The organism is Bombella saccharophila, from assembly GCF_026385475.1.
In the GTDB taxonomy this organism is placed as follows: Bacteria; Pseudomonadota; Alphaproteobacteria; order Acetobacterales; family Acetobacteraceae; genus Bombella; species Bombella saccharophila.
In genome coordinates, this window is sequence record NZ_JANIDW010000002.1 from 242397 (window position 1) to 266804 (window position 24408).

The following is a 24408-nucleotide window of genomic DNA, read 5'->3' on the forward strand; positions in this document are numbered from 1 at the left end:
GCGGGATAGAGCAGGGCTGGCAATAGTGAAAAATGATTTTTTCACTTTTTCTGCGGAGGGTTTGCCTCATGAGCGGTTTGGACAAATACGGCACCTTCCGGTCCTGCGGAGAGCCATAGGTGATGATGCATCAGCCAATCTGCCCCAAGGAGCATATCAGCTTGTTCATGCAGGGATGTCACCGTAAGGACTGGGTGCAGCTGGGTTTGCCCCCCCAAGGTGAGGCGGCCAAAACGGTGCCAATGGTAGCGATGTTCTTTATCGCCAATACCTGCACTAATACCGCCGGGGTCTTGGGCGAGTGCTTCTTTTGTAATGCCGAGTTTATAGACGAACTCTTTGCTGATGATGTGCGAGCGTGCTCCACTATCAATTAAGGCCACACCATCTTGGCCGTCTAAGGTAAAGGGGATGAAGAATCGCCCTCTCACCCGCCCTGCGGTGAGCCTCTGGCTCTGATACGGCCAAAAGGGAGGTTGTTGGCAGAGCATAGAGCGCGCATGAACGTCCCAAAGGCTTAACTGATGGTGAGGAAGATCAAGGTCAAGATCATAATGGCCGAGCAAATCCATCCCAATTAACCCCAATACGGGCGGTTGAATCGCGGGGAAGGCGGGTAAGGCCCCTAAAGGCATAATCGGTTGATGAAAGGTCACATGGCCGAGTGTGAGGGAGGCCAGCTCAATAGTGGGGACAACATGACCATGCCCATCCGCCCCGGAGATGATGGCGGCTTCTTCTGCATTGGGTGTGAGATGTAATTGGCTAATAGCCTCTGGTGTGAGCAAGCTCCCCTCCGAGCCTGTATCAATAATCATGGAGAGGGACCGGCCATGAATCTGTGCCACAGAGGTTAGATAATAGCCTGTCTCTTGCAAGGTGATGGTGGTGAGATGCCTCTGCCGACAAGCAGGCCCCGGCTCGCTCGCATAGGCTATGGGCAGGATGAGGTTCAAGAGAGCCATCATCATGGTTGGGATTATCACTTTGAGAGCGCGGGGGAAGGTCATCATCAGCCATTTATGTTGGTTAGGGGGATGTATCAGCACGGGGATGGGCTTTCTGCCATACATCCATGAGGTGTTGTTCATCAGCAAGGGTGTAGATTTGCGTGCTAGAGAGGCTGGCATGGCCCAACAGCTCCTGAATCGTGCGAAGGTCGGCCCCATTTTGCAGGAGATGAGAGGCAAAAGCATGGCGTAAGGCATGCGGTGTTGCAGAATCGGGCAGTCCTTCCATCATGCGCCATTGGCGCATGGCCCGTTGTGCGATGGCCGGATTCAGTCGTCCCCCTCGTACCCCACAAAAGAAGGGAGCCTCTGCATGGCGGTAAGGATGTGCTGCTAACCAACGCTCCAAGGCTTGCTTAACAGGTGGTAGAATCGGCACGGCGCGCTCTTTACCGCCCTTACCGGTGATGAACAGCATATCATCACTGAGGCGTTCTATATCCCCGATAGAGAGGGAGAGAGCCTCGCTGATTCGCAAACCTGCACCATAGAGCAAGGTAAAGAGGGCTTCATCACGTGCAGCAAAATGAGGATTAACGGTTTGCTCTGCAATGCCTTCTGGGGCGAGGCGTGCAGCGTCTGGCGTAAGGGGGCGGGGCAAGCGGGTTTTTAACCGTGGGCTACGAAGGAGGGTTAAAGCGGGGTTGGTGAGGTGATGTTCTTTTTCCAAATAACGGTAAAAAGAGCGTAGAGCGGAGATGCGGCGGGCGCGGCTGCGGGCATGGCCATCTTGTGTATGGCGGCTATGGGGATGGCGGCGGGCGTTCTGCTCTGCACGTGTTGTCTCATGGGCCAGCCATGAGCGGAAGTCGGTTAAAGAGAGGCGAGCAAGAGCGTGTAGAGGCAGCTCCCCTCCAAAATGACGGCTGAAGAAGCCTAAAGCGAGGGCAACATCATGTTGATAGGCTATGCAGGTCGCTTTACTGGCGCGTTTTTCGTAGAGGAGCCATTCTTGCCACGCGGTGAGGGCCTCTTGCGCGGTATGTAGCGTAAGCGATGAAGGCGTGCGCGTTGGTAGATGGCTCATGGTATTTCCCCGCCGGAGAGGGTAAGGTGATGCGATATGGCAGAACAACGCCTCTCCCCCCATAGCAGGAGACGGGAAGCCGGTCATCGTCTTTCCGTCCTTGTGCCACGTCCTTTTACGGGGCCGTTGGATTATAAGTTCGATACGCCTTTGGCACCGGGCACGGTGGTGCGCGTCCCCTTGGGGCGGCAGGAGATCGTAGGCTGTGTGTGGGAGGCCGAGCCAACACATTTACCGGTGGACCTTCGCCCGCCACGCTCTAGCCGACATGTGGCGTTTAGCTCTTTACGCGCGATTATTAGCGTGGAGACGCACATCCCTGCCTTACCGGAGACGTTACGGCATTTTATCGACTGGGTAGCTGCTTATGGGCTGAGTGCGCCGGGTATGGTGCTCGCCATTGCGCTGCGCGTGCCTGCCCAAGGGGGAGGGATGAAGCCGATGCTTGGGTGGGCCCGTAAAGCCGGCCCGTTGCCAGAGTCTTTACGGCTTACCCCCGCGCGTAACGCGGTTTTAGCCGCGTTGGCGGCTCATGGCCCGGCCAGTACAGCGGCATTAAGCGCGCAAAGTGGGGCGAGCGCGGCGGTGATTCGCGGCTTAGCACATGCCGGTGTGCTGGAGGAGAGCGTGCTGGAAGGCTCCCCCATGAGTGCCACGCCGCCTGAGCCTGATTACGCCCCGCCCACTTTATCAGCCGAGCAAGCTGAGGCTGCTCATGCTTTGATAGAAGCAGTGGAGGAGCGCGCTTTTAATGTAACCTTGCTAGAGGGAGTAACGGGCTCTGGCAAAACGGAAGTGTATTTCGAGGCTGTGGCGGCGGCTCTGCGGCACGGGCGGCAAGTGCTGGTCTTGGTGCCAGAGATTGCCTTAACAACCCAATGGACGGAGCGTTTTGCCAAACGTTTCGGCACTATTCCGGCGATTTGGCATTCCGATTTAGGGCAGAAGGCCCGGCGGGAGACATGGCGTGCGGTGGCAGATGGGCAGCAGCGCGTGGTTGTGGGTGCGCGCTCGGCCCTGTTTCTTCCCTTTGCTGCGTTAGGGCTTGTTGTGGTCGATGAGGAGCATGAGAGCACCTATAAGCAGGAGGAAGGGGTGCTGTATCATGGGCGGGATATGGCCATTGTGCGAGCGCGCCTTGCCGGGGCTGCGGCGATTTTGGTTTCAGCAACGCCCTCTATGGAAACATTAGTGAATGTCCAGAAGGGCCGCTTCCGTCATGAGGTGCTCGAATCGCGGCACGGGCCAGCCTGTATGCCAGAGATTAGCCTGATTGATATGCGTGACCACGGGCCGGAGCGTGGCTTGTTCCTCTCCCCTTTATTATGTGAAAGCATTGAGGATGGCATGAAGGCGGGGGAGCAAAGCATGTTGTTCCTCAACCGGCGTGGCTATGCCCCGCTGACTTTATGTCGGGCTTGTGGGCATCGCATCCAGTGCCCGCATTGTGCGGCATGGATGGTGGAGCATCGGCGGCGGCGGATTTTAGCGTGCCATCATTGCGACTATACCCAACCTTTAATGAAAGCCTGCCCCGCTTGTGAGGCGGAAGATAGCCTCGTGCCCATTGGCCCGGGGATAGAGCGGATTCATGAGGAGGTACAAGCGCGCTTCCCGGAGGCCCGGTTGCTGGTTATGGCCTCTGATACCTTAACCTCTCCCGCTGCGATGGAGGAGGCAGTCCGCAAAATTGCCCAAAAGGAGGTGGATCTCATCATCGGGACGCAAATTGTCGCGAAGGGCTGGCACTTCCCCGACCTCACCCTTGTAGGGGTCGTGGATGCAGACCTTGGCCTAGGCGGGGGGGATTTACGGGCGGCTGAGCGGACGATGCAGCTTCTTCATCAAGTGGCAGGGCGGGCAGGGCGTGGCTCAAAACCCGGCCGTGTGATGCTGCAAAGCTATGTGGGGGATCACCCCGTTATGCAGGCTCTTATAGAGAATGATTTTATCCGTTTTATGGAGCAGGAGGCCGCCCAACGCCGCCCCGGCTTTTGGCCCCCCTATGGGCGGTTAGCAGCTGTGATTGTCAGTGCTCCTAAGGAGACGCATGCCGAGGCCCTTGCTCGCCATCTAGCCCTTAATGGCCCGCATGGGGAGGGGATGGAGATTTTAGGCCCGGCCCCTGCACCTTTAGCGTTGTTACGCGGGCGGTATCGCTTCCGCCTCCTTTTGCGAACACGGCGTGACATCGCCCTCCAACCCGTTTTGCGCCATTGGCTCGCAGGGGTGACTTGCAAGAATGACGCGCGCATTGATGTAGATGTGGACCCGGTATCTTTTATGTAAGGCGGATGGTTAATCCGGTGTGCCGTTTGCGCGTTGCTCTAGCTGTTGGTAGCGTTTTTGCCCATTGGGGAGGAGCGGGGCATGGGTGAGGGCCTCCGTATAAGCATGGAGGGCCTGATGAGGGTGATGGAGATGCTCTTGCGTGCGGGCGAGCAAATCCCAGCTTTGAGCATCACCGGGGTCATGCACAAGGGCGACTTGGAGGTCCTCTACCGTGCCGGTGAGGTCATTGCCGATAAAGCGAATCGCTGCGCGTTGGCGGCGGAGAAAGGCATTATCCGGCTGAAGGGTCAAAGCGGCAGAGAGGGCGCGTTCAGCCTCATCCGTATGGCCTTTTTGGATGGCCTCTTGCGCTTCGCTCAGCAGTAAACGGCCACTATTTTGCACGGTATAGAGGCGTAATGTTTCGGCCTTTTTCATCAAGGCTTGGGCTTTTTGATCGTCTTGCTCTGTGGCGAGAGCCTGTTCGGTTTGGGTGATTTTCTCTTTTAAGCTGAGGCTATGAGCCTTAGGGGGGGCAGAGGCAGCAGGCGTGGGATGAGTCGGGGCTGCTGCATAGGCGAGCGGGGTAGTCGTAAAACAAAAAAAAGCCCCCAGCCAGAAGGCAAGAGGCTTCCCCCCCTTATAAGGGGGCAGAGCATGAAGTACGCAGCACATCAAGCGGTGCGTCCCCATAAATCCGTTACTTAGCCCTGACGAGCCTTCATACGTGGGTTTTGTTTATTGATGACATAAACGCGGCCACGGCGGCGAACAACGCGGCAGTTTTTATCACGAATCTTAGCGGATTTCAGGCTATTACGAATCTTCATAATGTTCAGGCTCCCCGACCAAAAGATGCGCCTCCCCACCTTTTTGCAAGGTAGTGGCTCTCATAATGCAGGGCTAACACGCCCGCGAAACTTGGCGACCGCATAGCCTGTAATGGAGGGGTGAGTCAAGGTGATGTCGTGCAAAAGCCCCATTTCCCCTTCATGTTTTTCGGATTATGGTAGGGGAATGAGCCAGTTTTCTTTCTTCTTGTCCCGCCGGTCCCGCCTTTTAGGGGGGCTTTTGAGCCTTGTTTTTATGAGTTCGATGGGGGTGGCATGGGCTGATGGCTCTGCCCGCACGGATGATGATGACCCCGCAGTGAATGAAAAAGGCGCGGTCGTGAACAACATCCTCGCCGTTTTGCGCGACCATACGCGTGTCGTCAGCACAGCTTGTGTGAATAATCTGCATGAGATGCGAAAGGTGCAAAAGCAGCTCGATGTTGAGGAAACCGCACAACGTAGCTTTGACGTTGGGCTTGTCCGCGATGTTTTGGAATCGGACATGGAGAGCGTGATTAAAAGCTGCGGTAAAGATGCGCGCACAGCTTGCGGGGAGGGCGTGGGGCAGGGTGATTCCCGGCTAGGTAAGATTTGCTCCCAGCTTGCAGAGATGGATATGGATAGCGAGGGGGATGACCTCCAATAAGGCTCTCCCCCGCTTTAATGGAGGGGTTATGCGTTAGCGCGTTGGAGGCTCCATAATGCGAAGGCTTGCACGAGGGCGACTTCCTTCAAACGTGCAAACCGCCCGGAGGAGCCGCCATGGCCTGCCTCCATATTGATATGACAGAGGAAAGGCCCGCCCTTGGCTTCCTCTCGCAAACGGGCAATCCATTTTGCTGGCTCCCAATAGGTGACGCGTGGGTCAGATAAACCCCCCATCGCCAGAATCGCCGGATAGGGGACAGGCCGGATGTTATCGTAAGGGGAATAGCTGGCGATGAGATCGTAAGCCTCTGGGTCGGTGAGAGGATTACCCCATTCTGGCCATTCCGGCGGGGTGAGGGGGAGGGAGATGTCCGACATTGTGTTGAGCATATCCACAAAGGGCACTTGGGCCGCAATCCCGGCAAAAAGCTCCGGAGCCATATTGGCAATCGCCCCCATAAGCAGCCCCCCAGCAGAGCCCCCATGGGCGACAATGCGGCGTGGTGCGGTATAGCCTTCATCAATCAAATAATGAGCAGAGCTGATGAAGTCGGTAAAGCTGTTGGTCTTTTTGGTGGCTCGCCCGTCTAGGAACCACCCCCATCCTTTCTCACTGCCACCACGCACATGGGCTATAGCGTAAATGACTCCACGATCCACCAAGCTTAGCGCAGTGGTGGAGAAGCTGGCCTCCATAGAGATACCATAAGAGCCATAGCCATAGAGCAACATGGGGTTCTTCCCATTTAGCTCCGTGCCTTTTTTCATCAAGAGGGTGATGGGAACCAACGCGCCATCCTGTGCTTTAGCAAAAAGGCGGCGTGTTTCATAAGCGGCAGGGTCATGCCCGGAGGGGACCTCCCGCACTTTGCGGAGGGTCTTTTGCCCTGTCTGCATATCGTAATCATACCAATGGGCCGGTGTGGTGGGGGATTGGTAAATATAACGCAGAATAGGCACGTCATATTCCAACACCCCGAGGAGGCTGAGCGTATAGGCTGGCTCATCCATGCTGATACGGCGTGCATGGGTGCGAATCGCCCCTTTATCAGCATCCTTATGGTCAAGGATGAAGATTTCCGTATTGCCATTGCGCCGTTCTATCCAAGCGAGATGCTCGCGCCCTGTACTAACACCGAGGAGGAAATGGCCTTCCTCATAAGGGAGGAAGTTCCGCCAATGGCTCCGGTCTGGCGTGGCTTCTGGTGCGGTCATGAGCTTGAAATCAACCGCCCCCCCTGCATTGGTGAGGATGATAAAACGGTCATTCCAATGGGTGAGGCTATAGCGTTCTCCCCGCACGAGGGGGGCGGCTAATTTTGGAGGGGCTGTTGGCTCCGCTGCGGGGATGAGGAGGGTCTCATTCGTATCATGGTCCCCGCGCTCGATGATAATCCATGCGCGGGAGGCACTCACCCCAATGCTGAGGAAGAAACCGGGGTCGGTCTCATCAAAGACGAGCGTATCATCCCCCCCACGCAGGGGGCGGCGATAAATACGGGAGGGGCGGCCATTATCATCGCGGTAAATCCAAAAGAGATATTGGCTATCCGGCGAAAGGGTGAAGCTGCCGGTACAGCTCTCCACCGCTGGGGCGCAGAGTGTCCCTGTGGAGAGGTCTTTGACCTGAATGCGATAGACCTCTGAGCCTTGTACATCCTCAGCATAGACGTAATAGCGGTGGTCTTCGGTATGGGCAGCTTGGGCGAGGCTGTAGAAGCTATGTTGAGCGGCAAGCTTGTTGACATCAAGGAGAATTTCTTCCGGCCCATCGGCCTCGTTAGTGCCAGCTTTGCGGGGGCGGCGGACATGGAGGGGATATTGGGCGTCTTTCTCAAAACGTAAGCTATATAGCCACGGGCCAGAGGGGAGCGGGACGGATTCTTCAGCAGGAGGAATCCGGCCGACCATCTCTTTAAAGAGGGCCTCTTGTAAGGGGACGGTCTCGGCCAGCATGGCCTTTGTATAGGCGTTTTCGTGCTCTAAATGGGTGCGGATATCATCGCGTAGAATGGAAGGGTCTCTTAAGACCTTCTGCCAGTTTTCATCTTTCATCCACGCGTAGGAATCCGTGCGGGTGCGGCCAAGCTGCTCTAGCACGATGGGGTTGCGCCGGGCGATGGGGGCCTTGGGCGTGGCGGTGGGAGCGGGGGTATGTGTATGTGCAGTCATGAGGCAGATGTGGCTGTTTGGGTGGGGGGATTCAAGATGGGATGGTCATAGAGGATGCGCCGTAACTCTGCGCTGCGCTCTGGCTGAGGTGGCAGTGCATATCCCCCAATCGCGGCAATCGGGGTGAGGTTAAGGGCCGTGGCCAGCCATGCCCCTTGTAGAAGGGGAATGTCATTGTTGCTCAAAAGTTGCTCTTCACACATCCCAGCGGCGAGCAATCGTGCGCGCGTAATACCAGGGAGGATGCCGGTGGAGAGGGGAGGTGTTACTAATCGTCCGTCTATCAAAGCTAGGAAGCTTGCCGCAGTGGCTTCGGTAATGGAGCCTTCATGGGTGAGCCAAAGCGCATCATCTGCCCCATGGTCTTGGGCTTCTAAACGGGCGAGGATGGCCGGTAATGCATTGAGTGATTTCACCCGATTCAACATAGAGTGAGGGTCCCGCCGCTGCGTGCTGATATGCAGGCGGATAGGCTGGGGTGGGTGTTGCAGTGGTGGGGCGGTTGTGATGAGCAAGGTCGGGTTTGGGTGAGCTGGTGGGGCTAAGCCCCGCGGGCCGGGGCCGCGTGTGAGCGTCAAGCGCACAGAGCCATGAGTGAGGTGGTTGGCCTCTATAAGTTGGTGGAGTGCCCTCTCAATAAGAGTGCGCTGAGGTGTGGGGATGTGCAATAGGCGGCAGCCTTCTTCTAGCCGGGTGAGGTGAGCCTCTAGTAAAGGCACGCGGTGATTATAAAGCTGCATGGTCTCAAAGAGCCCATCACCGAGGAGGTAGCCTCTGTCTTGGGCCATAATGGCCGGTTGGTCCGCTGGGTGGAGCGTGTCATTCAGCCAGAGATAAGGGGGGATGACCTTATGAGCCATAATGGCGAAGCACCTTTAAAAGAGGCGCGGCTTTGAGGCACATTTCCTCATATTCGCGCTCTGGGTGGGAGGGATATGTGATGCCCCCACCAGCCCCGATGGCAAGGGTCTTGGCTGTTACGCTGATACTGCGGATGATAACGGCACTATCAAGCGTGCCGTCCCATCCGAGGCGGAAAAGCGTCCCACAATAGGCCCCGCGTGCGGAGGTCTCGACCTCATCAATAATCTCCATAGCCCGATATTTTGGGGCCCCGGTGACGGAGCCGGGCGGTATTGTGGCGGCGAGGAGGTCCGCTGCATCCAACCCCGGTCTGAGCCGCCCTTGCACGCTAGAGACAAGATGATGCACATGGGCAAACGCCTCGACCGCAAAAAGCTGCGGCACGGTGACGCTGCCAAGCTGGCAGACTTGCCCAATATCATGGCGCATCAGGTCGGTAATCATGAGGTTTTCCGCCCGCTCTTTCTCATCATGGCGGAGAGCCTCTTTGAAAGCGTCATTCTGTTGTGGGTCTGGGCTGATGGGGCAGGTGCCTTTAATGGGCCGTGTCTCAATCATGCCCTCGGCATCAAGGGCGATAAACCGCTCAACTGAGGCACTGAGCAGCGTAAAATCCGGTGTATGAAACCACGCCCCAAAGGGGGCAGGGCATTGGGTGCGGAGTTGCTCATATAAAAGTGGGAGGTCCAACCCTGCGGGGCGGTCAGCATACCAGCGCATAGTGAGGTTCGCTTGGAAGATATCGCCGGCTGCAATGTAACGCCGCATAGTTTGTACAGCCTCTTGCCAGTGTGAGGCATTTTGCGTGGCATGAGGGGTGAGATGTGGTGTTAGGGCGGGTTTATGCGTTGGGGTGGGCATAGCGGGGGGAGGGAGCCCTTCCGCGCTGACCCACCATAATTTTTGTGCGCGCCGGTCAAAGAGGAAGAAATCCCGGCAGGCAAGGGCTGTTAAGGCGGGGCATTCTGTTTGATGGCGGGAGGTTAGACCTGCATAGCGCATACCCGCCTCATAGCTGAGCATACCAATCACCCCACCCAGAAAGGGCAGAGCGTCATCCATAGGCTCTAACGGTGTAGCGGGGGCATGAGTGGTGAGGAACTGGCGTAATATTTGGGGAAACTGGTGTATCTCTGCCAAAGGCAGGGTGAGATGAGCCACCGGGCGGGGGCAAAGCAAGCTCCAACGATGGCGGTCTTGTGTGGCAGGGCCGCCACTATCGAGAAAAACGGAATGTTCTGTCGTGCGGCAGAGGGGGAAAAATGCCGCAGGCGGCTGCCATGGGAGGGGTGTGATAAAGGGGGCAGCAGGGTGGCTCATAAGGGTAAAAAGAGCGCGATAAAAGAGGATGGACGGAACAAACTAGGAACTCTCGGTAGAATAGGCTATGCTAGGGACCCTAACCATTTATAGAAAATAGGTTGATTTGTCTTGAGCGAGCCGCACGATATTTTACCCTCCGACCGTCTCCCAGTAACGATTGAGGAGGAAATGCGCTCCTCTTACCTGGCTTATGCGATGTCGGTGATCGTCTCCCGCGCTTTGCCAGATGTGCGCGATGGGTTGAAGCCTGTGCATCGCCGTATTTTGTACGCTATGCGAGAGAGCGGCTTTACGGCGGATAAGCCTTATCGTAAATCGGCCCGCGCGGTCGGTGACGTGATGGGTAAATATCACCCTCATGGTGATAGCTCCATTTATGATGCTATGGTCCGCATGGCGCAATCATGGTCCATGCGTGTGCGGCTTGTGGATGGGCAGGGTAATTTTGGCTCTGTCGATGGGGATAGCCCTGCGGCTATGCGCTATACCGAGGCCCGCTTAGCAAAATCAGCCTCCTTTTTGCTGGATGATATTGACCGCGATACGGTTGCCTTCCAGCCTAATTATGATGAGAGCGAGCAAGAGCCGCAGGTTCTTCCGGCTGCCTTCCCGAATCTTTTAGTTAATGGGGCATCCGGTATTGCGGTGGGTATGGCGACGAACATCCCACCCCATAATCCGGGCGAGGTGATTGATGCTGTCCTAGCCCTTATTGCTAACCCGGATATGACGCTTGAAGACCTCATGCAGATTGTCCCGGGGCCGGACTTCCCAACGGGGGGAATTATTATGGGCCGCCGGGGTATCCGGCAGGCTTATGAGACAGGCCGTGGCTCTATCCCTGTGCGTGCCCGTGCTGAGATTGAGGAAATCCGTAAAGACCGTTTTGCCATTGTGGTGACAGAGATTCCTTATCAGGTCAATAAAGCGACGTTGCAGGAGAAGATTGCCGACCTTGTCCGCTCTAAGGATATTGAAGGCATTTCCGACATCCGCGATGAGAGTGATCGCTCCGGTATGCGGGTGGTGATTGAGCTAAAGCGTGATGCTACGCCGGAAGTGGTGTTGAATCAGCTTTATCGCTTTACGCAGCTTCAGACGAGTTTTAGCGTGAATATGCTGGCTCTGGATGAAGGCCGCCCCCGTACGATGGGGCTGCGCGATGTGTTGGATGCGTTTATTCGCTTCCGTGAGGATGTGATTCTCCGCCGGGCGCGGTTCGATTTGAATAAAGCGCGCGACCGTGGGCATTTGCTCGTTGGTCTGGTGCTGGCTGTGGCGAATATTGATGAGGTCATTGCCCTCATCCGCTCCGCACCAGATGCCGCTACAGCGCGTGAGCAGCTCATGACGCGTACATGGCCCGCTGCGGATGTAGAGCCGTTGCTGGAATTGATCCATGATGAAGGCAATGTGATTATTGATGGCCGCGTCCATCTTACCGAGGCACAGGCGCGCGGTATTTTGGAGCTGCGTCTCCAACGCTTAACAGGGCTTGAGCGGGAGAAGATTCAGGGTGAGTTGGCAGAGGTCAGCCAGCGCATTACGGAATTGTTGGAGATTATCGGCAGCCATGTCCGCCGTATGGAAGTCATGCGGGAGGAACTTCAGGCCGCACGCGCTGCTCTGGCAGACCCGCGTTGTACGGAAATCTCCGATGCGCTGGGTGATCAGTCCGATGAGAGCCTGATTGAGCCGGGCCAGATGGTTGTGACCATCACGCGCGATGGCTTTATTAAGCGGACCCCGCTTGATTTATTCCGTTCGCAGAATCGTGGTGGGCGTGGGCGTACGGCAGCAGGGCGGCGTGGTGATGATATCGTCATCCGCAGCTTTAATGCCCATACTCATCAATGGGTGTTGTTCTTCTCCTCTGGCGGGAAGGCGTATCGGATGAAGGTCTGGCATTTGCCAGAGGCAGCCCCAACCGCTAAAGGCCGCGCTTTGGTGAATCTGCTGCCAGAATTGGGCGAGGATACTATCACTGCCGTGCTGCCGTTGCCGCAAGATGAGGAGCTGTGGGATGATTTGCATCTCGTCTTTGCCACAGCAAGCGGGAATGTGCGGCGTAACCGGTTAAGTGACTTCCGCAATATTCGTTCCTCTGGTCTTATCGCGATGAAGCTGGATGAAAATGACCAGCTCATTGGCGTGGCAACATGCCGGGAGGGGCAGGATGTCTTCCTTGCTACGCGTAATGCGCGTGCGATTCGCTTCCATATCACCGATGATGTGCTGCGTGTTTTTGCAGGGCGTGGCAGCACCGGTGTGCGGGGTATTCGCCTCGCTGATGGGGATAAGGTGGTCTCTCTGGCCGTATTGAATCACGTTGAGGCAAGCGTGGAGGAGCGTGCTGCTTATCTCCGCGCCGCAAATGCACATCGCCGCGTCCTTGCCGCTCAATCGGGGGATGAGACCCTTGAGGAGGATATTGATGAGAGCAGCGATGTCGCCTCTGATGAAGAAGGGCTAGAGGGGATTCTCGCTGATAGCCCACTGAGTGAGGAACGCTATGCCGCGCTTGAGGCGCAGGAGCAAATCCTTCTCACTGTGACAGATACAGGCTTTGGGCGGCGGTCCTCCGCGTATGATTATCGCGTCTCCGGCCGTGGGGGGCAGGGCATTAATAACATGACCTTCTCCAATGCGCGCCGTGGTCGTGAGGTGGTCGGCACGCTTGTAACGCTAGATGGTACAGATGTGATGATGGTGACCGATACAGGCCGTCTTATCCGTCTGCCAGTGGAGCAAGTGCGCGTGATGTCCCGTCAGGCAGGGGGGGTAACGCTCTTCCGTGTCGATGGGGATGAGCGCATCATCAGCGTATTCCCCGTGATGGAGGAGGAGACTGAGGAGGCTGAATCGTCTGCCGAAGGTGAGGCCGAAACGGCTGAAGCCGCTACGGATGATAAAACGGATGACTAACCCGCGCATCGGTTTCTACCCCGGTACGTTTGACCCTATCACATTCGGGCATCTGGATGTGATTGACCGGGCGGCGGTGTTGTTCGATCATGTTGTGGTTGGTGTGGCGATTAACGATGCTAAGGCACCGCTTTTAGGCTTTGAGGAGCGGCGCGGCCTTGTAGAGCAAGAGATTGCTAGCCTACCGCACCGGGATCGCATCTCTGTTACAGGCTTTGATACGCTCTTAGTTGATGCAGTTAGGCAAGCTGGGGCGGGGACGGTTATTCGTGGGTTGCGCTCTGCGGGGGATTTTGACTTTGAGACTCAGCTCTCTGGTGCGTTACGGCGTTTAGCCCCGGAGATTGAGACGGTCTTTTTGCTGGCCTCAGAGAATCACCGTACAACCGCAAGCCGGATTGTGAAGGAGATTGCCCGCCTAGGGGGGGATATTTCCCCCTTTGTCAGTGACAGGACAGCTCGTCACTTGCGGGGTAAATTAGCAGGAGGATAATGAGATGAAACGGCGGCATTTCGTCACCGCTTTAACAGCCTTATGCGCGGCTGGCGGAAGCTTGGCACAAGCTTGGGCTAGTGAGCAGGCTGATAGTGATAATTTAGGAGAGGGTACAACCATGACAGAGACAACAAACGGGCATAAATTGGTTTTGGAATTAAAGGACGGCAAGGTTGTCATCGCGCTGCGTCCAGACCTCGCCCCTAAAGCGGTGGAGCGTTTGGAGACCTTGGCGAATGAGGGCTTTTATAATGGTGTGAAGTTCCACCGTGTGATTGAAGGCTTCATGGCGCAGACAGGCGACCCCACAGGGACGGGGACAGGCGGTAGCCAATATCCCGACCTGCCAGCAGAGTTTAGCCAAACGGCCGTGTTCGACCGTGGGACAGTGGGCATGGCCCGTACTATGGACCCGAACTCCGCTAACAGCCAGTTCTTCATCATGTTTGATCGCGTTCCGTCTTTGGATGGCCAATATACAATTGTTGGTCAGGTCATTGAGGGGATGGAGGCTGTCGATAAGGTCAAACGTGGGGCTGGTGCCTCTGGCATGGTGCAGAATCCGGACCACATCATTAAGGCTTATGTCGAGAAGTAAGCTGTAAGGTGGAATATGGCGTTTCTTCTCCTGTAAGGGGTATCCCCGTTTTAAGCAGGAGAAGAAAATTGCTGCGCTGGCGTCTTTCTCCCCTAAGCGGGGTTGACGCCCCCTAGGGGAGCGGGTAGATAGCCTCCTCAAGTGAACCGGTAGCTCAGTTGGTAGAGCATTCGACTTTTAATCGAATGGTCCTGGGTTCGAGTCCCAGCCGGTTCACCATGCGTGCAAATGGGTATGCCCAGATGGCGGAATTGGTAGACGCGCAGGCTTCAGGTGCCTGTGTCCGCAAGGACGTGGAAGTTCGAGTCTTCTTCTGGGCACCAATCTTGTGATGATGAGTGCTTTAAAAGCAATCATTATATGGTTTCCATAAAAGTGATTTATTGATGAGATGCAGCACCTAACTGAGGTGTTTTGACCTGTTCTATTCTAATAGAGATTAAGAACTTCTTTCAAGAAACGATTTATTAAGGCGATTGTGCAGTCTTTTTAGGTCTATTGCGAAGAGATTGTGCGATGCGTTTGCGGTATCGTGCATCTTATTGGAGTTTTTTTGTACTGTTTTTCTTGTAAAGATGTATGCTTTCTTCTATAAGAAAAAACCGGCAGAAAACAAATTGTTTTATAAGAGTTATTGAAAATAACGATTTACTTGCCTTACCCCTTCCCGATAATATAACTGTGCGATGTGTGACAGTGATGCATCTGCCATGCAACAGCTTGTTGTACGTGGTTTGTTGCCGTTACGCACTCTAGCGAGTCCTCATCCATGAATAGGGAAATTATCAGGATGAAATTGAAACAATTTGGGGCAGCTCTGCTGATTGCCAGCACGACACTGACCTCTTTTGCATCGGTTGCTATGGCCGCTGATGTCCCTTCACCGAACCAGTATTACTGGCCGAAGGGTATGAATCTGGCCAAGCTGCGCGCTCATGATTCAGAATCTGACCCATATGGTGCAGATTATTACACGAACTATCATAAAAAGTTCGAGCAGCTGAATCTTCAGGAAGTCCGCAAGGATATTGAGAAGGTTATGCTGACCTCTCAGCCTTGGTGGCCGGCTGACTACGGCAATTATGGGCCGTTCTTCATCCGTATGGCATGGCATAATGCTGGTACATACCGCGCTATTGACGGCCGTGGTGGTGAGGAAGGCGCACAACAGCGTTTTGCTCAGCTGAATGACTGGCCCGATAACGCTAGCTTGGATAAAGCAAAGCGTTTGCTCTGGCCTGTTAAGAAGAAATACGGTGAGAAGCTCTCCTGGGGTGACCTTATCGTCCTGACAGGTGATGTCGCGCTGAACCAGATGGGCTTTAAGACCCTCGGCTTTGTCGGTGGTCGTCCTGATGACTGGCAGTCCGAGCTGATCTACTGGGGGCCGGGTACTACATTCTTCCCCAATAAGAGCTCCTTCCAGGTTGGTCAGAACGGTACCCTGAAGCACCCGCTGGCTGCTACGCACATGGGTCTTATCTATGTGAACCCAGAGGGGCCGAATGGCGATCCTGACCCTGTGAAGTCCGCTGCGATGATTCGTCTGGCCTTTGGCCGTATGGCGATGAATGATGAAGAGACTGTGGCTCTTATCGCTGGTGGTCATACCTTTGGTAAGGCACATGGTGCGCACCCGAACTCCTGCTTGAGCGGCCCGCCGGTTGCTAACGGTGTGGAGCATCAGGGTCTTGGCTGGGCTGACCACTGCATTAAGGGTAAGCAAACAGCTGATGATGCCTCCACCAGTGGTCTGGAAGGCTCTTGGTCTGCTGATCCGATCCACTTCACCACACAGTATATTGACAACCTGTTGAACAATGACTGGGTGTTGGGGACAAGCCCGACTGGTGCGCATCAGTGGCACACCAAGACGGACGACAAGATCGCTCCAGACCCGGCAAACCCGAACGATCCTTCCAAGATGCGTCCGATCATGATGTTCACAACGGACATCGCGCTGAAGACGGATCCGGCTTACCACAAGATCTTGGCTCGTTGGGCTGAGCATCCGAATGAGTTCGCTGATGCTTTTGCTCGTGCATGGTTCAAGCTGGTTGTGCGTGACATGGGTCCGAAGAGCCGTTACTTCGGTAGCGAAGTTCCTAAAGAGACCTTCGTATGGCAGGATCCGGTCAATATGCCGGCTAAGCCGATCAATCAGGCTGACGTTCGTGAGCTGAAGAAGATGATCGCTGCAAGCGGCTTGTCTGATCGTGATCTGATCAAGACAGCATGGGCTGCTGCGTCTTCTCATCGCGTGACCGATCACCGTGGTGGTGCTAATGGTGGCCGTCTGGCTCTGATGCCGCAGAATGGTTGGGCAGTGAATGATCCGCAGGATCTTCAGACCATCCTGCCGAAGCTGGAAGCCATCCGTGATAAGTTCAACGCTCACAGTGCCCGTAAGGTTGCTCTGGCTGATATCATTGTTCTTGGCGGTAGCGTCGGGATCGAGGATGCGGCTAAGAAAGCTGGCGTGAACATCCAGGTGCCGTTCGCTCCGGGTCGTGGTGATGCTACGCAAGAGCAGACAGATGTTAACTCCTTCAATTTGTTGGAGCCGACAGCTGATGCCTTCCGTAACTACTATCGTGCAGATGCCGATAACACACCGCCGCTTAACGCATTGGTGGATAAGGCTGATACGCTGGGTCTGACCATCCCTGAGATGACAGTCCTGCTTGGTGGTCTGCGTACTCTGGATATCAACACCAATCATTCTCAGAATGGTGTGTTGACAAAGAACCCAGGTGTCTTGACGCAAGACTTCTTCACCAACGTGTTGACGATGGATACACGCTGGCAGAAAGCTGCTGGTCAGGAAGACCTCTATGAGGGCTTTGACCGCGCAACAGGGCAGAAACTGTGGACAGCCACGGATGTGGACTTGGTCTTCGGTGCGAACCCAGAGCTGCGCGCTGCGGCTGAGGTTTATGCTTCTGACGATGCTAAAGCGAAGTTCTATAACGACTTTGTGAAGGCTTGGACGAAGGTGATGAACCTAGACCGTTTTGACCTTCAGCGTTAATCTCTGTTCCTTCGTTTAAAGAAAGATCAGATAAAGCATTCCGCCGGGGTCTTTCCCCGGCGGTTTGTTAAGAAGTGGAGGATAGTATGTTTAAGTTTGCAGGTGGAGCTTTAGCTCTGTTCATGGCAACGGCCCTGTCCGCCACAGCGGCGACGGTCGATGTTAAAATGCTGACCCATGGTAGTGATGGCGCTTATGCTTTTGAGCCAGGCGTTGTGCGTATTCATTCTGGTGATAGTGTGCGCTTTATCCCTACCGATAAAGGCCATAATGTGCAGTCTATCCCAGGGATGATCCCTGAGGGGGCACAGTCTTTTAGCGTACCCTTTAGCCAAGAGCGGACAATTAAGTTCACAACGGCTGGTGTGTATGGCTATAAGTGCTTGCCGCATTACTCATTGGGGATGGTAGGGCTTGTTGTGGTGGATAACGCCAATAACGAGGCCCAAGCGCGTAAAGCCCCGATGTATGGTAAAGCTAAGGCTCGCTTTGAGCAGCTATTCCAGCAAGTGGACAGTGCTAGTAAGTAAAAAACAGCTGGTCTTAGAAAGGCCATAGAGTTGTTTATAATATCATCGGCCTTATCTCTGCACCCTGCGGGGAGAGGCCGGTTTTTTATATAAACTTTACGGAGACACACCATGTCTGAGAGGACGGAGACACAGGGCGGGCAACTGGCGCGTTATGACGTGGTTGCGATGCTCCTGCATTGGGTAATTGCCCTACTTATTCTTTTTTTGATAGCCCTTGGTTTATATATGGATCATGCCTCTGTGAGTGATCCAGTGGCGTTACATCAGCTGCATAAATCAGTTGGTATTATAACGATGCTGCTAATTGCAGTGCGGATTATATGGCGGCTGACGCATAAAGCCCCACCGCTTCCGCAAGGTATGTCTGGTATTCAACGTGTAATGGCGGGCAGCGTTGAGGGGATGTTGTATCTTTTTCAAATTCTCCTACCTGCAACAGGTTGGTTGATGGTCTCTGCCATGGCGATGCCGCTTGTATTGTTTGGTCTTGTGGCTTGGCCATTAATTCCCCTGCCGCAGAGTGTGATGGATAGTGGCTCCCTTGCAGAGATGATGCCAGGGCTGCATCAGTGGCTTGGGTGGATATTTGCTGGGTTTATTGCATTGCATGTGCTGGCGGCGTTGTATCATCGGTTTATTAAGAAGGACCATATTGTAGAGCGTATGGTGCCGGGTCATCGTTCTGACCGCTGAATGGTTCTTGCTGGAACACCCTTACTCGATTGGGAGTGAGGGTGTTTTTCTTTGGAGAATATGGTATCACTCAGCGTGATAGGTAGGATATAAAGCAAGCTATATATCCTGCTAGTGAAAGCCCGCTGAAGGAAGAGCGCAATGGCGTCAGATCATAAAAAAACCCATATCGGCAACCATAAGCTGCATCCTGAGACGGAGATGCTGAATTACGGGTATGACCCAGCTCTTTCAGAAGGAGCGGTAAAGCCGCCGGTATTTTTAACCTCCACCTTTGTGTTCCCCACGGCGGAAGATGGGCGCGATTTTTTTGATTACGTCTCTGGTCGTAAAGAGCCACCGGAGGGCAAAGGGCAGGGGTTGGTTTATTCCCGCTTTAACCATCCCAATAGCGAGATTGTAGAGGACCGCTTGGCGGTTTATGAGGAGGCAGAGCGGGGCGTATTATTCTCCTCTGGCATGTCCGCGATTGCGACCACCTTATTGGCGTATGTGCGTCCGGGGGAGGTGATTCTCCACTCCCAGCCGCTTTATGGCGGGACGGAAACTTTATTGACCAAAACTATGGCCTCTCTAGGGATGAAGTCCGTAGGGTTAGGCAGCAATGGTGTTGATGCTGGCTTAATGCGGAAGGCGGCAGAGCAAGCCATGGCAGAGGGCCATGTAGCGATGATTCTGGTCGAGACGCCTGCGAATCCAACAAATGGTCTGGTGGATTTAAAGCTGATTCGTCACATTGCAGAAGAGATTGAGGCGAAGCAGGGAAAGCGGCCTGTCATTGCGTGTGATAATACGCTCCTCGGCCCGCTTTATCAGCATCCGTTGAAGCATGGGGCAGATTTGTCGCTCTATTCTCTGACAAAATATGTGGGTGGTCATTCCGACCTTGTGGCAGGGGCTGTGCTGGGTAGTGAGGCGATGACCCGCCCGTTGCGTCAATTACGCGGGGCGATTGGGACGCATTTGGACCCGCATAGCTGCTGGATGCTTGGCCGTTCTTTGGAGACATTGAGCTTGCGGATGGAGCGGGCCACGAAGAATGCGGAGCGTGTGGCGACATTCTTAAACCATCATCCTAAGGTGCAGAAGGTGCACTTCCCGCCTTTTTATGAGGCTTCCTCAGCTGAGGGGCAGCTTTATGCCCGCCAATGCAGCGGTGCGGGCTCAACTTTCTCGTTTGATATTGAGGGCGGTGAGGCTGCGGCCTTCCGCTTCCTCAATGCGTTGAAGATTATGAAGCTGGCTGTCAGTCTTGGCGGAACAGAATCTTTAGCGAGCCATCCCGCTACCATGACCCATTCTGGCGTGCCGAAAGAGGTGCGCGAGCGCATCGGGGTGACATCGTCCACCGTGCGTCTCTCCATCGGTGTGGAGCATGTTGATGACCTGCTGGTGGATGTTGAGCAAGCTCTTAATGTTGCCTGAGAGGGTGTGGCGTTAAGGTACAGTGTAGAAAAGCCCGTCCCCATTATGGAGGCGGGCTTTTTAAATGGGAGTGGAGGCGCGTTGCTTGCTAGTGCTTTAACCAACGAGCGAGCGCATTACCGAGAATCTGCATCACACTGACCATGATGATGAGGACCACCACCACACCGAACATCACAGTGGTGTTGAAACGTTGATACCCGTAGCGAATGGCCAAGTCGCCTAGCCCACCGGCCCCAATCACACCTGCCATAGCAGAGGCCCCCACCATGGAGATGAGCGTCACCGTCACCCCGGTGACGAGGCTTGGCATGGCCTCTGCAATCAAGACCGAGCGGATGATGGTTAGACGTGTCCCGCCCATAGCGCGTACGGCGTCTATCAAGCCGGAATCAACCTCCCGCAATGCCATCTCCGCAATACGGGCGAAGTAAGGAATCCCCGCAATGGAGAGTGGGACAATGGCGGCCTCGGTCCCTAAGGAGGTCCCTGCAACAAAGCGGGTAACAGGGATGAGCAGGACGAGCAAAATGATGAAGGGGACAGCCCGTACAGCATCAACAATCATACCAATAAGACGCGCTGCAAAAGGGAGGCGATAAAGCCCGCGCGGGCCTGTAGCAATCATAAATAGAGCAAGAGGCAGCCCCAATAAGACGGAAATCGCTGTGGAGGCGAGGACCATCTCCAGCGTTTGTTCTGTGGATTGGAGAATCAGCTTAAGGATGAGAGGGGACATAGCCCAAAACCTCCATGCTTTGTGTCGCTGTTTTGAGGAAGGCCAAGGCTTGCTCTATATGTTCTCCCTCTAAGCTGAGGATTATATCGCCGCTAAGGCGTTGGCTAATGGTCGTAACCCCACCTTGGAGTAAGGTCGCTTTAACGGCATAGTGTGCGTAAAGCATACTAAAGAGCGGGGTTGTAGCACTATCCCCACTCAAAACCAGCCGGATGATGGTTTTATGTGGCTCAGCTGGGGGGCTGGGGCTGAGGTTCTCAGCAATGAAGGCCGGGAGAGAAGGGCGAATATCGGCTAGCAATTTATGTAAGGTTTGGTTCTCCTGCCCATCGCGCAGGATGTCGAGCAAGGAGCCATCTTCCACGAGGCGGCCATGGTCAAGGACGAGAATCCGCTGGGCAAAGCGGCGGACAACCTCCATCTCATGTGTGATGAGGATAATCGTCAGGCCAAGTGTGCGGTTAATGTCGGCCAAGAGGGCCAATATGGAGTTTGTGGATTCCGGGTCTAGGGCGGAGGTCGCCTCATCACAAAGGAGCAATGTTGGCTCTGCGGCGAGGGCACGCGCAATGCCGACACGCTGCTTTTGCCCGCCAGAAAGTTGGGAGGGGTATTTATCCTCAAAGCCTTCCAACCCGACAAGGGCCAATAACTCGGCGATGCGTTTGGCATGGTCCTTACGGGGGCGGCCCGCGATTTGGAGGGGGAGGGCAATATTACCCGCCACCGTGCGCGAGGTAAGCAAATTAAAATGCTGAAAGACCAAGCCAATCTTGCGCCGCGCGCGGACAAGTTGCCGCTCGGTTTGGGTGGTGAGGTCCACCCCATCGAGCAAGATATGGCCTTGCTGTGGTCGCTCTAACGCGCAGAGGCAGCGCAAAAGGGTGGATTTCCCCGCTCCAGAGCGACCAATCAGCCCAACAACCTCTCCTTGCTTGATGGAGAAGGAAATATCATGCAGGGCGGTATGGTGGCCAAAAGCATGGGTTACATGCTGGATGTCAAGGATAGGCCTCATGACCACGCAGGGGTGACCGTACCGTGATAGAGGTCCAAAATCACCTGACGGACATTAGGTTGATGATAGCTCTCCACCAAAGGCTTAACCCATGGTGCATTAGCGTCATTCCCATTCACAGAGATGAAATTGACATAAGGGTTATTGGCCAAGCCTTCTACCCCAATGCGCTCTGTCTGCGGGATGCCAGCCTTACGCGCCCAGTCCATATTCACAACCGCGGCGTCTAAATCCGGCAGGGAGCGGCCAACAACACCAGCATCAAGCTCCTCAATAGAGAGGTCACGCGGGTTTTCAGCAATATCTAGCACAGTGGGGAAGAGCCCCGTATTGCTGGGAAGCTTAATGAGGCCAAGTGTCTCTAACACATGCAGGGCACGGCCCTCATTGCTGGGGTCATTAGGGATGCCAATGCGGGCCCCCTTAGGGATGTCCGCAGGGCTGTGCCATTTATGGGAGTACAGGCCAATCGGCTGGAAGTAAGTATCCCCTACAGGGACGATGTCATACCCATGGGCCTTCTTTTGCGCATCAAGGAACGGCTTGTGCTGGAAGGCATTTGCATCCACCTCATGCTCGGAGAGGGCTTCATTAGGGGTGTTATAATCGGAGAAGGTGATGATTTTAAGGCTCAAGCCACGCTGTGCCGCATTTTGGCTCACAACGCGCCAAATATCTTCATCCTCACCGGACATGATACCGATTTTGAGCGTACGCTCCTCCGCATGAGCTGCGGCAGAACCGAGAAGGCCAAGAGTCGCAGCCCCCGCTAGCCCTGTTGAAAGGCTAAGAAAACGACGCCGGGGGAGAGAAAAGGACCGGGACATGGGCATACCTTTCAACATTTGGGAGTGGATGGGTACTGTATTACAGACGTTTCCACCACAAGGAAAGAGGGACACGCACACCAATCATAGCGCGTGTGAGATGAGTTTTTAGCTGGTCGCTTTATTCTGTCAAGATAAAGATATGACCATATGAGCAGTTAATGATAAAGGAATATAAAGCTTCAGGAATATCATCCTTTAGGGGGAAAGGGTGCGTCTTATGGCGTTAAGAGATGGAGACCCGTCATGGGGCCTTGTTGGGTGAGAAGGCGTGCCTCTGCTGTGGTGAGGTTAATCTCGTAAAGGGCACCCTCTAAATTACTGACAAAAGCGCATCCTTTTGCTTCATCAATAGCGAGGCCGATGGCGTCTCCTAGGTCTCGGGCGATGATGCGATGGTCGTGTAGGCCCTGCTTATCTACATGGGCAACATTCAAGCTGCTGCCATTCGGGGGGCCGCCTCGGTCTGTCCACCATAAGGTGCGGCCATCGGAGGAGAGATGCAGGTCAATAGGTTCAGGCAGATGCGAAAGGAGGCAGTCTATATCTGTACGATGAGCGGGGTCCATGCCCTCTGGCCGCTCTAATGCCATACGGAAGATGCTGCCTGTGCCTCCTTTTGGGGGGCCTTTTTGGGTCCAATAGAGGTAATTATGATGTGTATCGAGGGCGATTCCAACGCAATGGAGGGTGCAATCTGTCATATCTGTGGGGAAGGTGCCTCTTTGGAGGAGAACTTCCAGATTGCTACCATCGCGGCGGCAGCGCATGATGCGCATCCCCTCTCGGTCGCACCAATAAAGATGCTCACAATGCGGGGCGGAGGTAAGCTGCTTGGGTGTTACGACAAGGCCGTGGCCTATGAGGGTTTTATGGTCACGTCCATCTAACCGGGCGGTGTTTATTGTGCCATCAGCAGCGGCGTAATCCTTGCCCATATTGGTCCAATAAAGGCGGCCCTCGGCTTTATCAATCCAGAGGCCATCAGGTGTGCCCCAACCGATGTCAATATGGGAGAGCACCTGCCCTTCTTTGGGGGAGAGAATTATTATGCGTGGTGGTTCGGTTTCTAACGTGTAGAGAAGGGGCTGATGGGTCATGATGTTTCTTTACCATAGCTATAGAAGCCGCGGCCTGTTTTGATACCGAGCCGGTTTTCGGCAATCATTTCGCGGAGAAGCTGGCGTGGGGCCTCTGGCAGATGAGGGAATACCGCTGCGTAATGTTCCTCAATTTGTAAAACGATGTCCAACCCCACTTGGTCCATAAGCTGGAAGGGGCCTTGGGCGGTTCCTATAGTTTCGCGGTAAATGCGGTCGATCGTTTCAGGCTCGGTAATGCCTTCAGCCGCAACGCAGAGAGCTTCGCGTTTGATGGCCGCCCAAATACGATTTTGGATAAACCCCATGCTCTCTTTCTTTAGGAGATAAGGTGAGAGGCCAAGCTGGGTGAAGTAAGCCGCTAGCCCTTCCATAAGGCTAGGCTCTGTGGCCCCGCAGGACATAATCTCCACCGCGCGCTTATCCGGTGGCATCATAAAATGCGTGTTAAAGACGCGGTGCGTATCCTTCACATGGCCAATAATGTGACGAGAGGGGAAGGAGGATGAGGTCGTTGTAAGGAGGGCATCTTTGGGGGCGTATTGCTCTAATTGGCCAAAAATATCTATTTTAAGGTCCAATTTTTCCGGCAGGGCCTCAATCACAAGCCATGCGTCTTTTAAGGCATCGTCCAGAGCGGTGGTGATATGTACAGGCCCGGCTTTCCCCCCTTTTACGGTAGGGATGACCTGTGGAAGTGTGTGTTGAATATAAGCAAGCCCGCGTTGGGTGGCTTCCACGCTGCGGTCAAAAAGGCGTACTTCTCCCCCTTGTGTGGCGAGCATAAGGGCGATGCGCGTGCCCATCGTCCCTGCCCCAATAACAACGGCTGGCCTGTTACGGGCTTTTGTTAAGAGTGTATCGAGCATGATGGC

The 24408-nt window shown here is 54.8% G+C and carries 21 protein-coding genes and 2 tRNA genes; 11 read left to right on the forward strand and 12 right to left on the reverse strand.

Annotation, left to right across the window (positions count from 1 at the left end; genetic code table 11):
• Window positions 1-41 precede the first annotated feature (41 nt).
• Entirely contained in the window at window positions 42-1049 is a 1008-nt protein-coding gene (locus NQF64_RS05385; protein ID WP_266106734.1) for a retroviral-like aspartic protease family protein, read from the reverse strand.
• Entirely contained in the window at window positions 1030-2037 is a 1008-nt protein-coding gene (locus NQF64_RS05390) for a tyrosine recombinase XerC (protein WP_266106735.1), read from the reverse strand. Before NQF64_RS05390 ends, NQF64_RS05385 begins: the two co-directional genes overlap by 20 nt.
• Before the next feature lie 36 nt (window positions 2038-2073).
• Here NQF64_RS05390 and NQF64_RS05395 point away from each other — a divergent pair, with 36 nt between their 5' ends.
• Entirely contained in the window at window positions 2074-4326 is a 2253-nt protein-coding gene (locus tag NQF64_RS05395) for a primosomal protein N' (protein WP_266106736.1), read from the forward strand.
• A 9-nt stretch (window positions 4327-4335) separates the two neighbouring features.
• Here NQF64_RS05395 and NQF64_RS05400 read toward each other — a convergent pair whose 3' ends face one another.
• On the reverse strand, window positions 4336-4986 hold the full coding sequence (locus tag NQF64_RS05400) for a tetratricopeptide repeat protein (protein WP_266106737.1): 651 nt from the start codon (window positions 4984-4986) through the stop codon (window positions 4336-4338).
• A 26-nt stretch (window positions 4987-5012) separates the two neighbouring features.
• Window positions 5013-5138 (reverse strand): type B 50S ribosomal protein L36, encoded by a 126-nt coding sequence (ykgO, locus tag NQF64_RS05405; protein ID WP_099026480.1) that lies wholly within the window; start codon window positions 5136-5138, stop codon window positions 5013-5015.
• A 187-nt stretch (window positions 5139-5325) separates the two neighbouring features.
• Between ykgO and NQF64_RS05410 the strand changes: the two genes are divergently transcribed.
• Window positions 5326-5787 (forward strand): hypothetical protein, encoded by a 462-nt coding sequence (locus NQF64_RS05410; protein ID WP_266106738.1) that lies wholly within the window; start codon window positions 5326-5328, stop codon window positions 5785-5787.
• A 26-nt stretch (window positions 5788-5813) separates the two neighbouring features.
• Here NQF64_RS05410 and NQF64_RS05415 read toward each other — a convergent pair whose 3' ends face one another.
• Genes NQF64_RS05415 through NQF64_RS05425 form a run of 3 tightly spaced genes read right to left on the reverse strand, consistent with a single transcriptional unit; the run spans window position 5814 to window position 10145 of the window.
• Window positions 5814-7961 (reverse strand): S9 family peptidase, encoded by a 2148-nt coding sequence (locus tag NQF64_RS05415; RefSeq protein WP_266106739.1) that lies wholly within the window; start codon window positions 7959-7961, stop codon window positions 5814-5816.
• Window positions 7958-8821: an aminotransferase class IV gene (locus NQF64_RS05420; RefSeq protein WP_266106740.1), complete on the reverse strand. Its 864-nt coding sequence runs from the start codon at window positions 8819-8821 to the stop codon at window positions 7958-7960. Before NQF64_RS05420 ends, NQF64_RS05415 begins: the two co-directional genes overlap by 4 nt.
• Entirely contained in the window at window positions 8811-10145 is a 1335-nt protein-coding gene (locus NQF64_RS05425) for an anthranilate synthase component I family protein (protein ID WP_266106741.1), read from the reverse strand. Before NQF64_RS05425 ends, NQF64_RS05420 begins: the two co-directional genes overlap by 11 nt.
• Window positions 10146-10316: 171 nt before the next feature.
• On the opposite strand from NQF64_RS05425, the gene gyrA reads away from it, so the two are divergent.
• The 9 genes from gyrA to NQF64_RS05470 all read left to right on the forward strand — a co-directional run bounded on the left by gyrA (window position 10317) and on the right by NQF64_RS05470 (window position 19849).
• Entirely contained in the window at window positions 10317-13073 is a 2757-nt protein-coding gene (gene gyrA / locus NQF64_RS05430; RefSeq protein WP_407651822.1) for a DNA gyrase subunit A, read from the forward strand.
• The gene (coaD, locus tag NQF64_RS05435; RefSeq protein ID WP_099026474.1) at window positions 13054-13566 is read left to right on the forward strand and encodes a pantetheine-phosphate adenylyltransferase; all 513 of its coding nucleotides are present in this window, start codon (window positions 13054-13056) and stop codon (window positions 13564-13566) included. The genes gyrA and coaD overlap by 20 nt, the downstream gene beginning before the upstream one ends.
• A gap of 121 nt (window positions 13567-13687) precedes the next feature.
• Window positions 13688-14167, forward strand: coding sequence for a peptidylprolyl isomerase (locus NQF64_RS05440; protein ID WP_266106827.1), 480 nt, complete (start codon window positions 13688-13690; stop codon window positions 14165-14167).
• 143 nt (window positions 14168-14310) lie between these two features.
• Window positions 14311-14386, forward strand: a tRNA-Lys gene (locus tag NQF64_RS05445).
• 17 nt (window positions 14387-14403) lie between these two features.
• Window positions 14404-14490, forward strand: a tRNA-Leu gene (locus tag NQF64_RS05450).
• 467 nt (window positions 14491-14957) lie between these two features.
• Window positions 14958-17198 carry a catalase/peroxidase HPI gene (katG, locus tag NQF64_RS05455; RefSeq protein ID WP_099026473.1) on the forward strand — a complete coding sequence of 747 codons (2241 nt, stop codon included), beginning with the start codon at window positions 14958-14960 and terminating at the stop codon, window positions 17196-17198.
• Window positions 17199-17284: 86 nt separating this feature from the next.
• Window positions 17285-17728: a pseudoazurin gene (locus NQF64_RS05460; RefSeq protein WP_180794197.1), complete on the forward strand. Its 444-nt coding sequence runs from the start codon at window positions 17285-17287 to the stop codon at window positions 17726-17728.
• A 111-nt stretch (window positions 17729-17839) separates the two neighbouring features.
• Window positions 17840-18424, forward strand: a complete 585-nt coding sequence (locus NQF64_RS05465; RefSeq protein ID WP_099026471.1) for a cytochrome b — start codon at window positions 17840-17842, stop codon at window positions 18422-18424.
• Between the two features lie 141 nt (window positions 18425-18565).
• Complete coding sequence (locus NQF64_RS05470) at window positions 18566-19849, forward strand: cystathionine gamma-synthase family protein (protein WP_155572637.1); 1284 nt, start codon at window positions 18566-18568, stop codon at window positions 19847-19849.
• 88 nt (window positions 19850-19937) lie between these two features.
• Here NQF64_RS05470 and NQF64_RS05475 read toward each other — a convergent pair whose 3' ends face one another.
• From NQF64_RS05475 to NQF64_RS05495, 5 genes are all read right to left on the reverse strand, one after another.
• The gene (locus NQF64_RS05475) at window positions 19938-20588 is read right to left on the reverse strand and encodes a methionine ABC transporter permease (RefSeq protein ID WP_099026469.1); all 651 of its coding nucleotides are present in this window, start codon (window positions 20586-20588) and stop codon (window positions 19938-19940) included.
• Window positions 20569-21606: a methionine ABC transporter ATP-binding protein gene (locus NQF64_RS05480; protein ID WP_266106743.1), complete on the reverse strand. Its 1038-nt coding sequence runs from the start codon at window positions 21604-21606 to the stop codon at window positions 20569-20571. Before NQF64_RS05480 ends, NQF64_RS05475 begins: the two co-directional genes overlap by 20 nt.
• Window positions 21603-22433, reverse strand: a complete 831-nt coding sequence (locus NQF64_RS05485; RefSeq protein WP_155572639.1) for a MetQ/NlpA family ABC transporter substrate-binding protein — start codon at window positions 22431-22433, stop codon at window positions 21603-21605. Before NQF64_RS05485 ends, NQF64_RS05480 begins: the two co-directional genes overlap by 4 nt.
• A 218-nt stretch (window positions 22434-22651) precedes the next feature.
• The gene (locus tag NQF64_RS05490; protein WP_266106744.1) at window positions 22652-23533 is read right to left on the reverse strand and encodes a YncE family protein; all 882 of its coding nucleotides are present in this window, start codon (window positions 23531-23533) and stop codon (window positions 22652-22654) included.
• Entirely contained in the window at window positions 23530-24402 is an 873-nt protein-coding gene (locus NQF64_RS05495) for a 3-hydroxyacyl-CoA dehydrogenase family protein (protein WP_099026465.1), read from the reverse strand. The genes NQF64_RS05490 and NQF64_RS05495 overlap by 4 nt, the downstream gene beginning before the upstream one ends.
• Window positions 24403-24408: the final 6 nt, after the last annotated feature.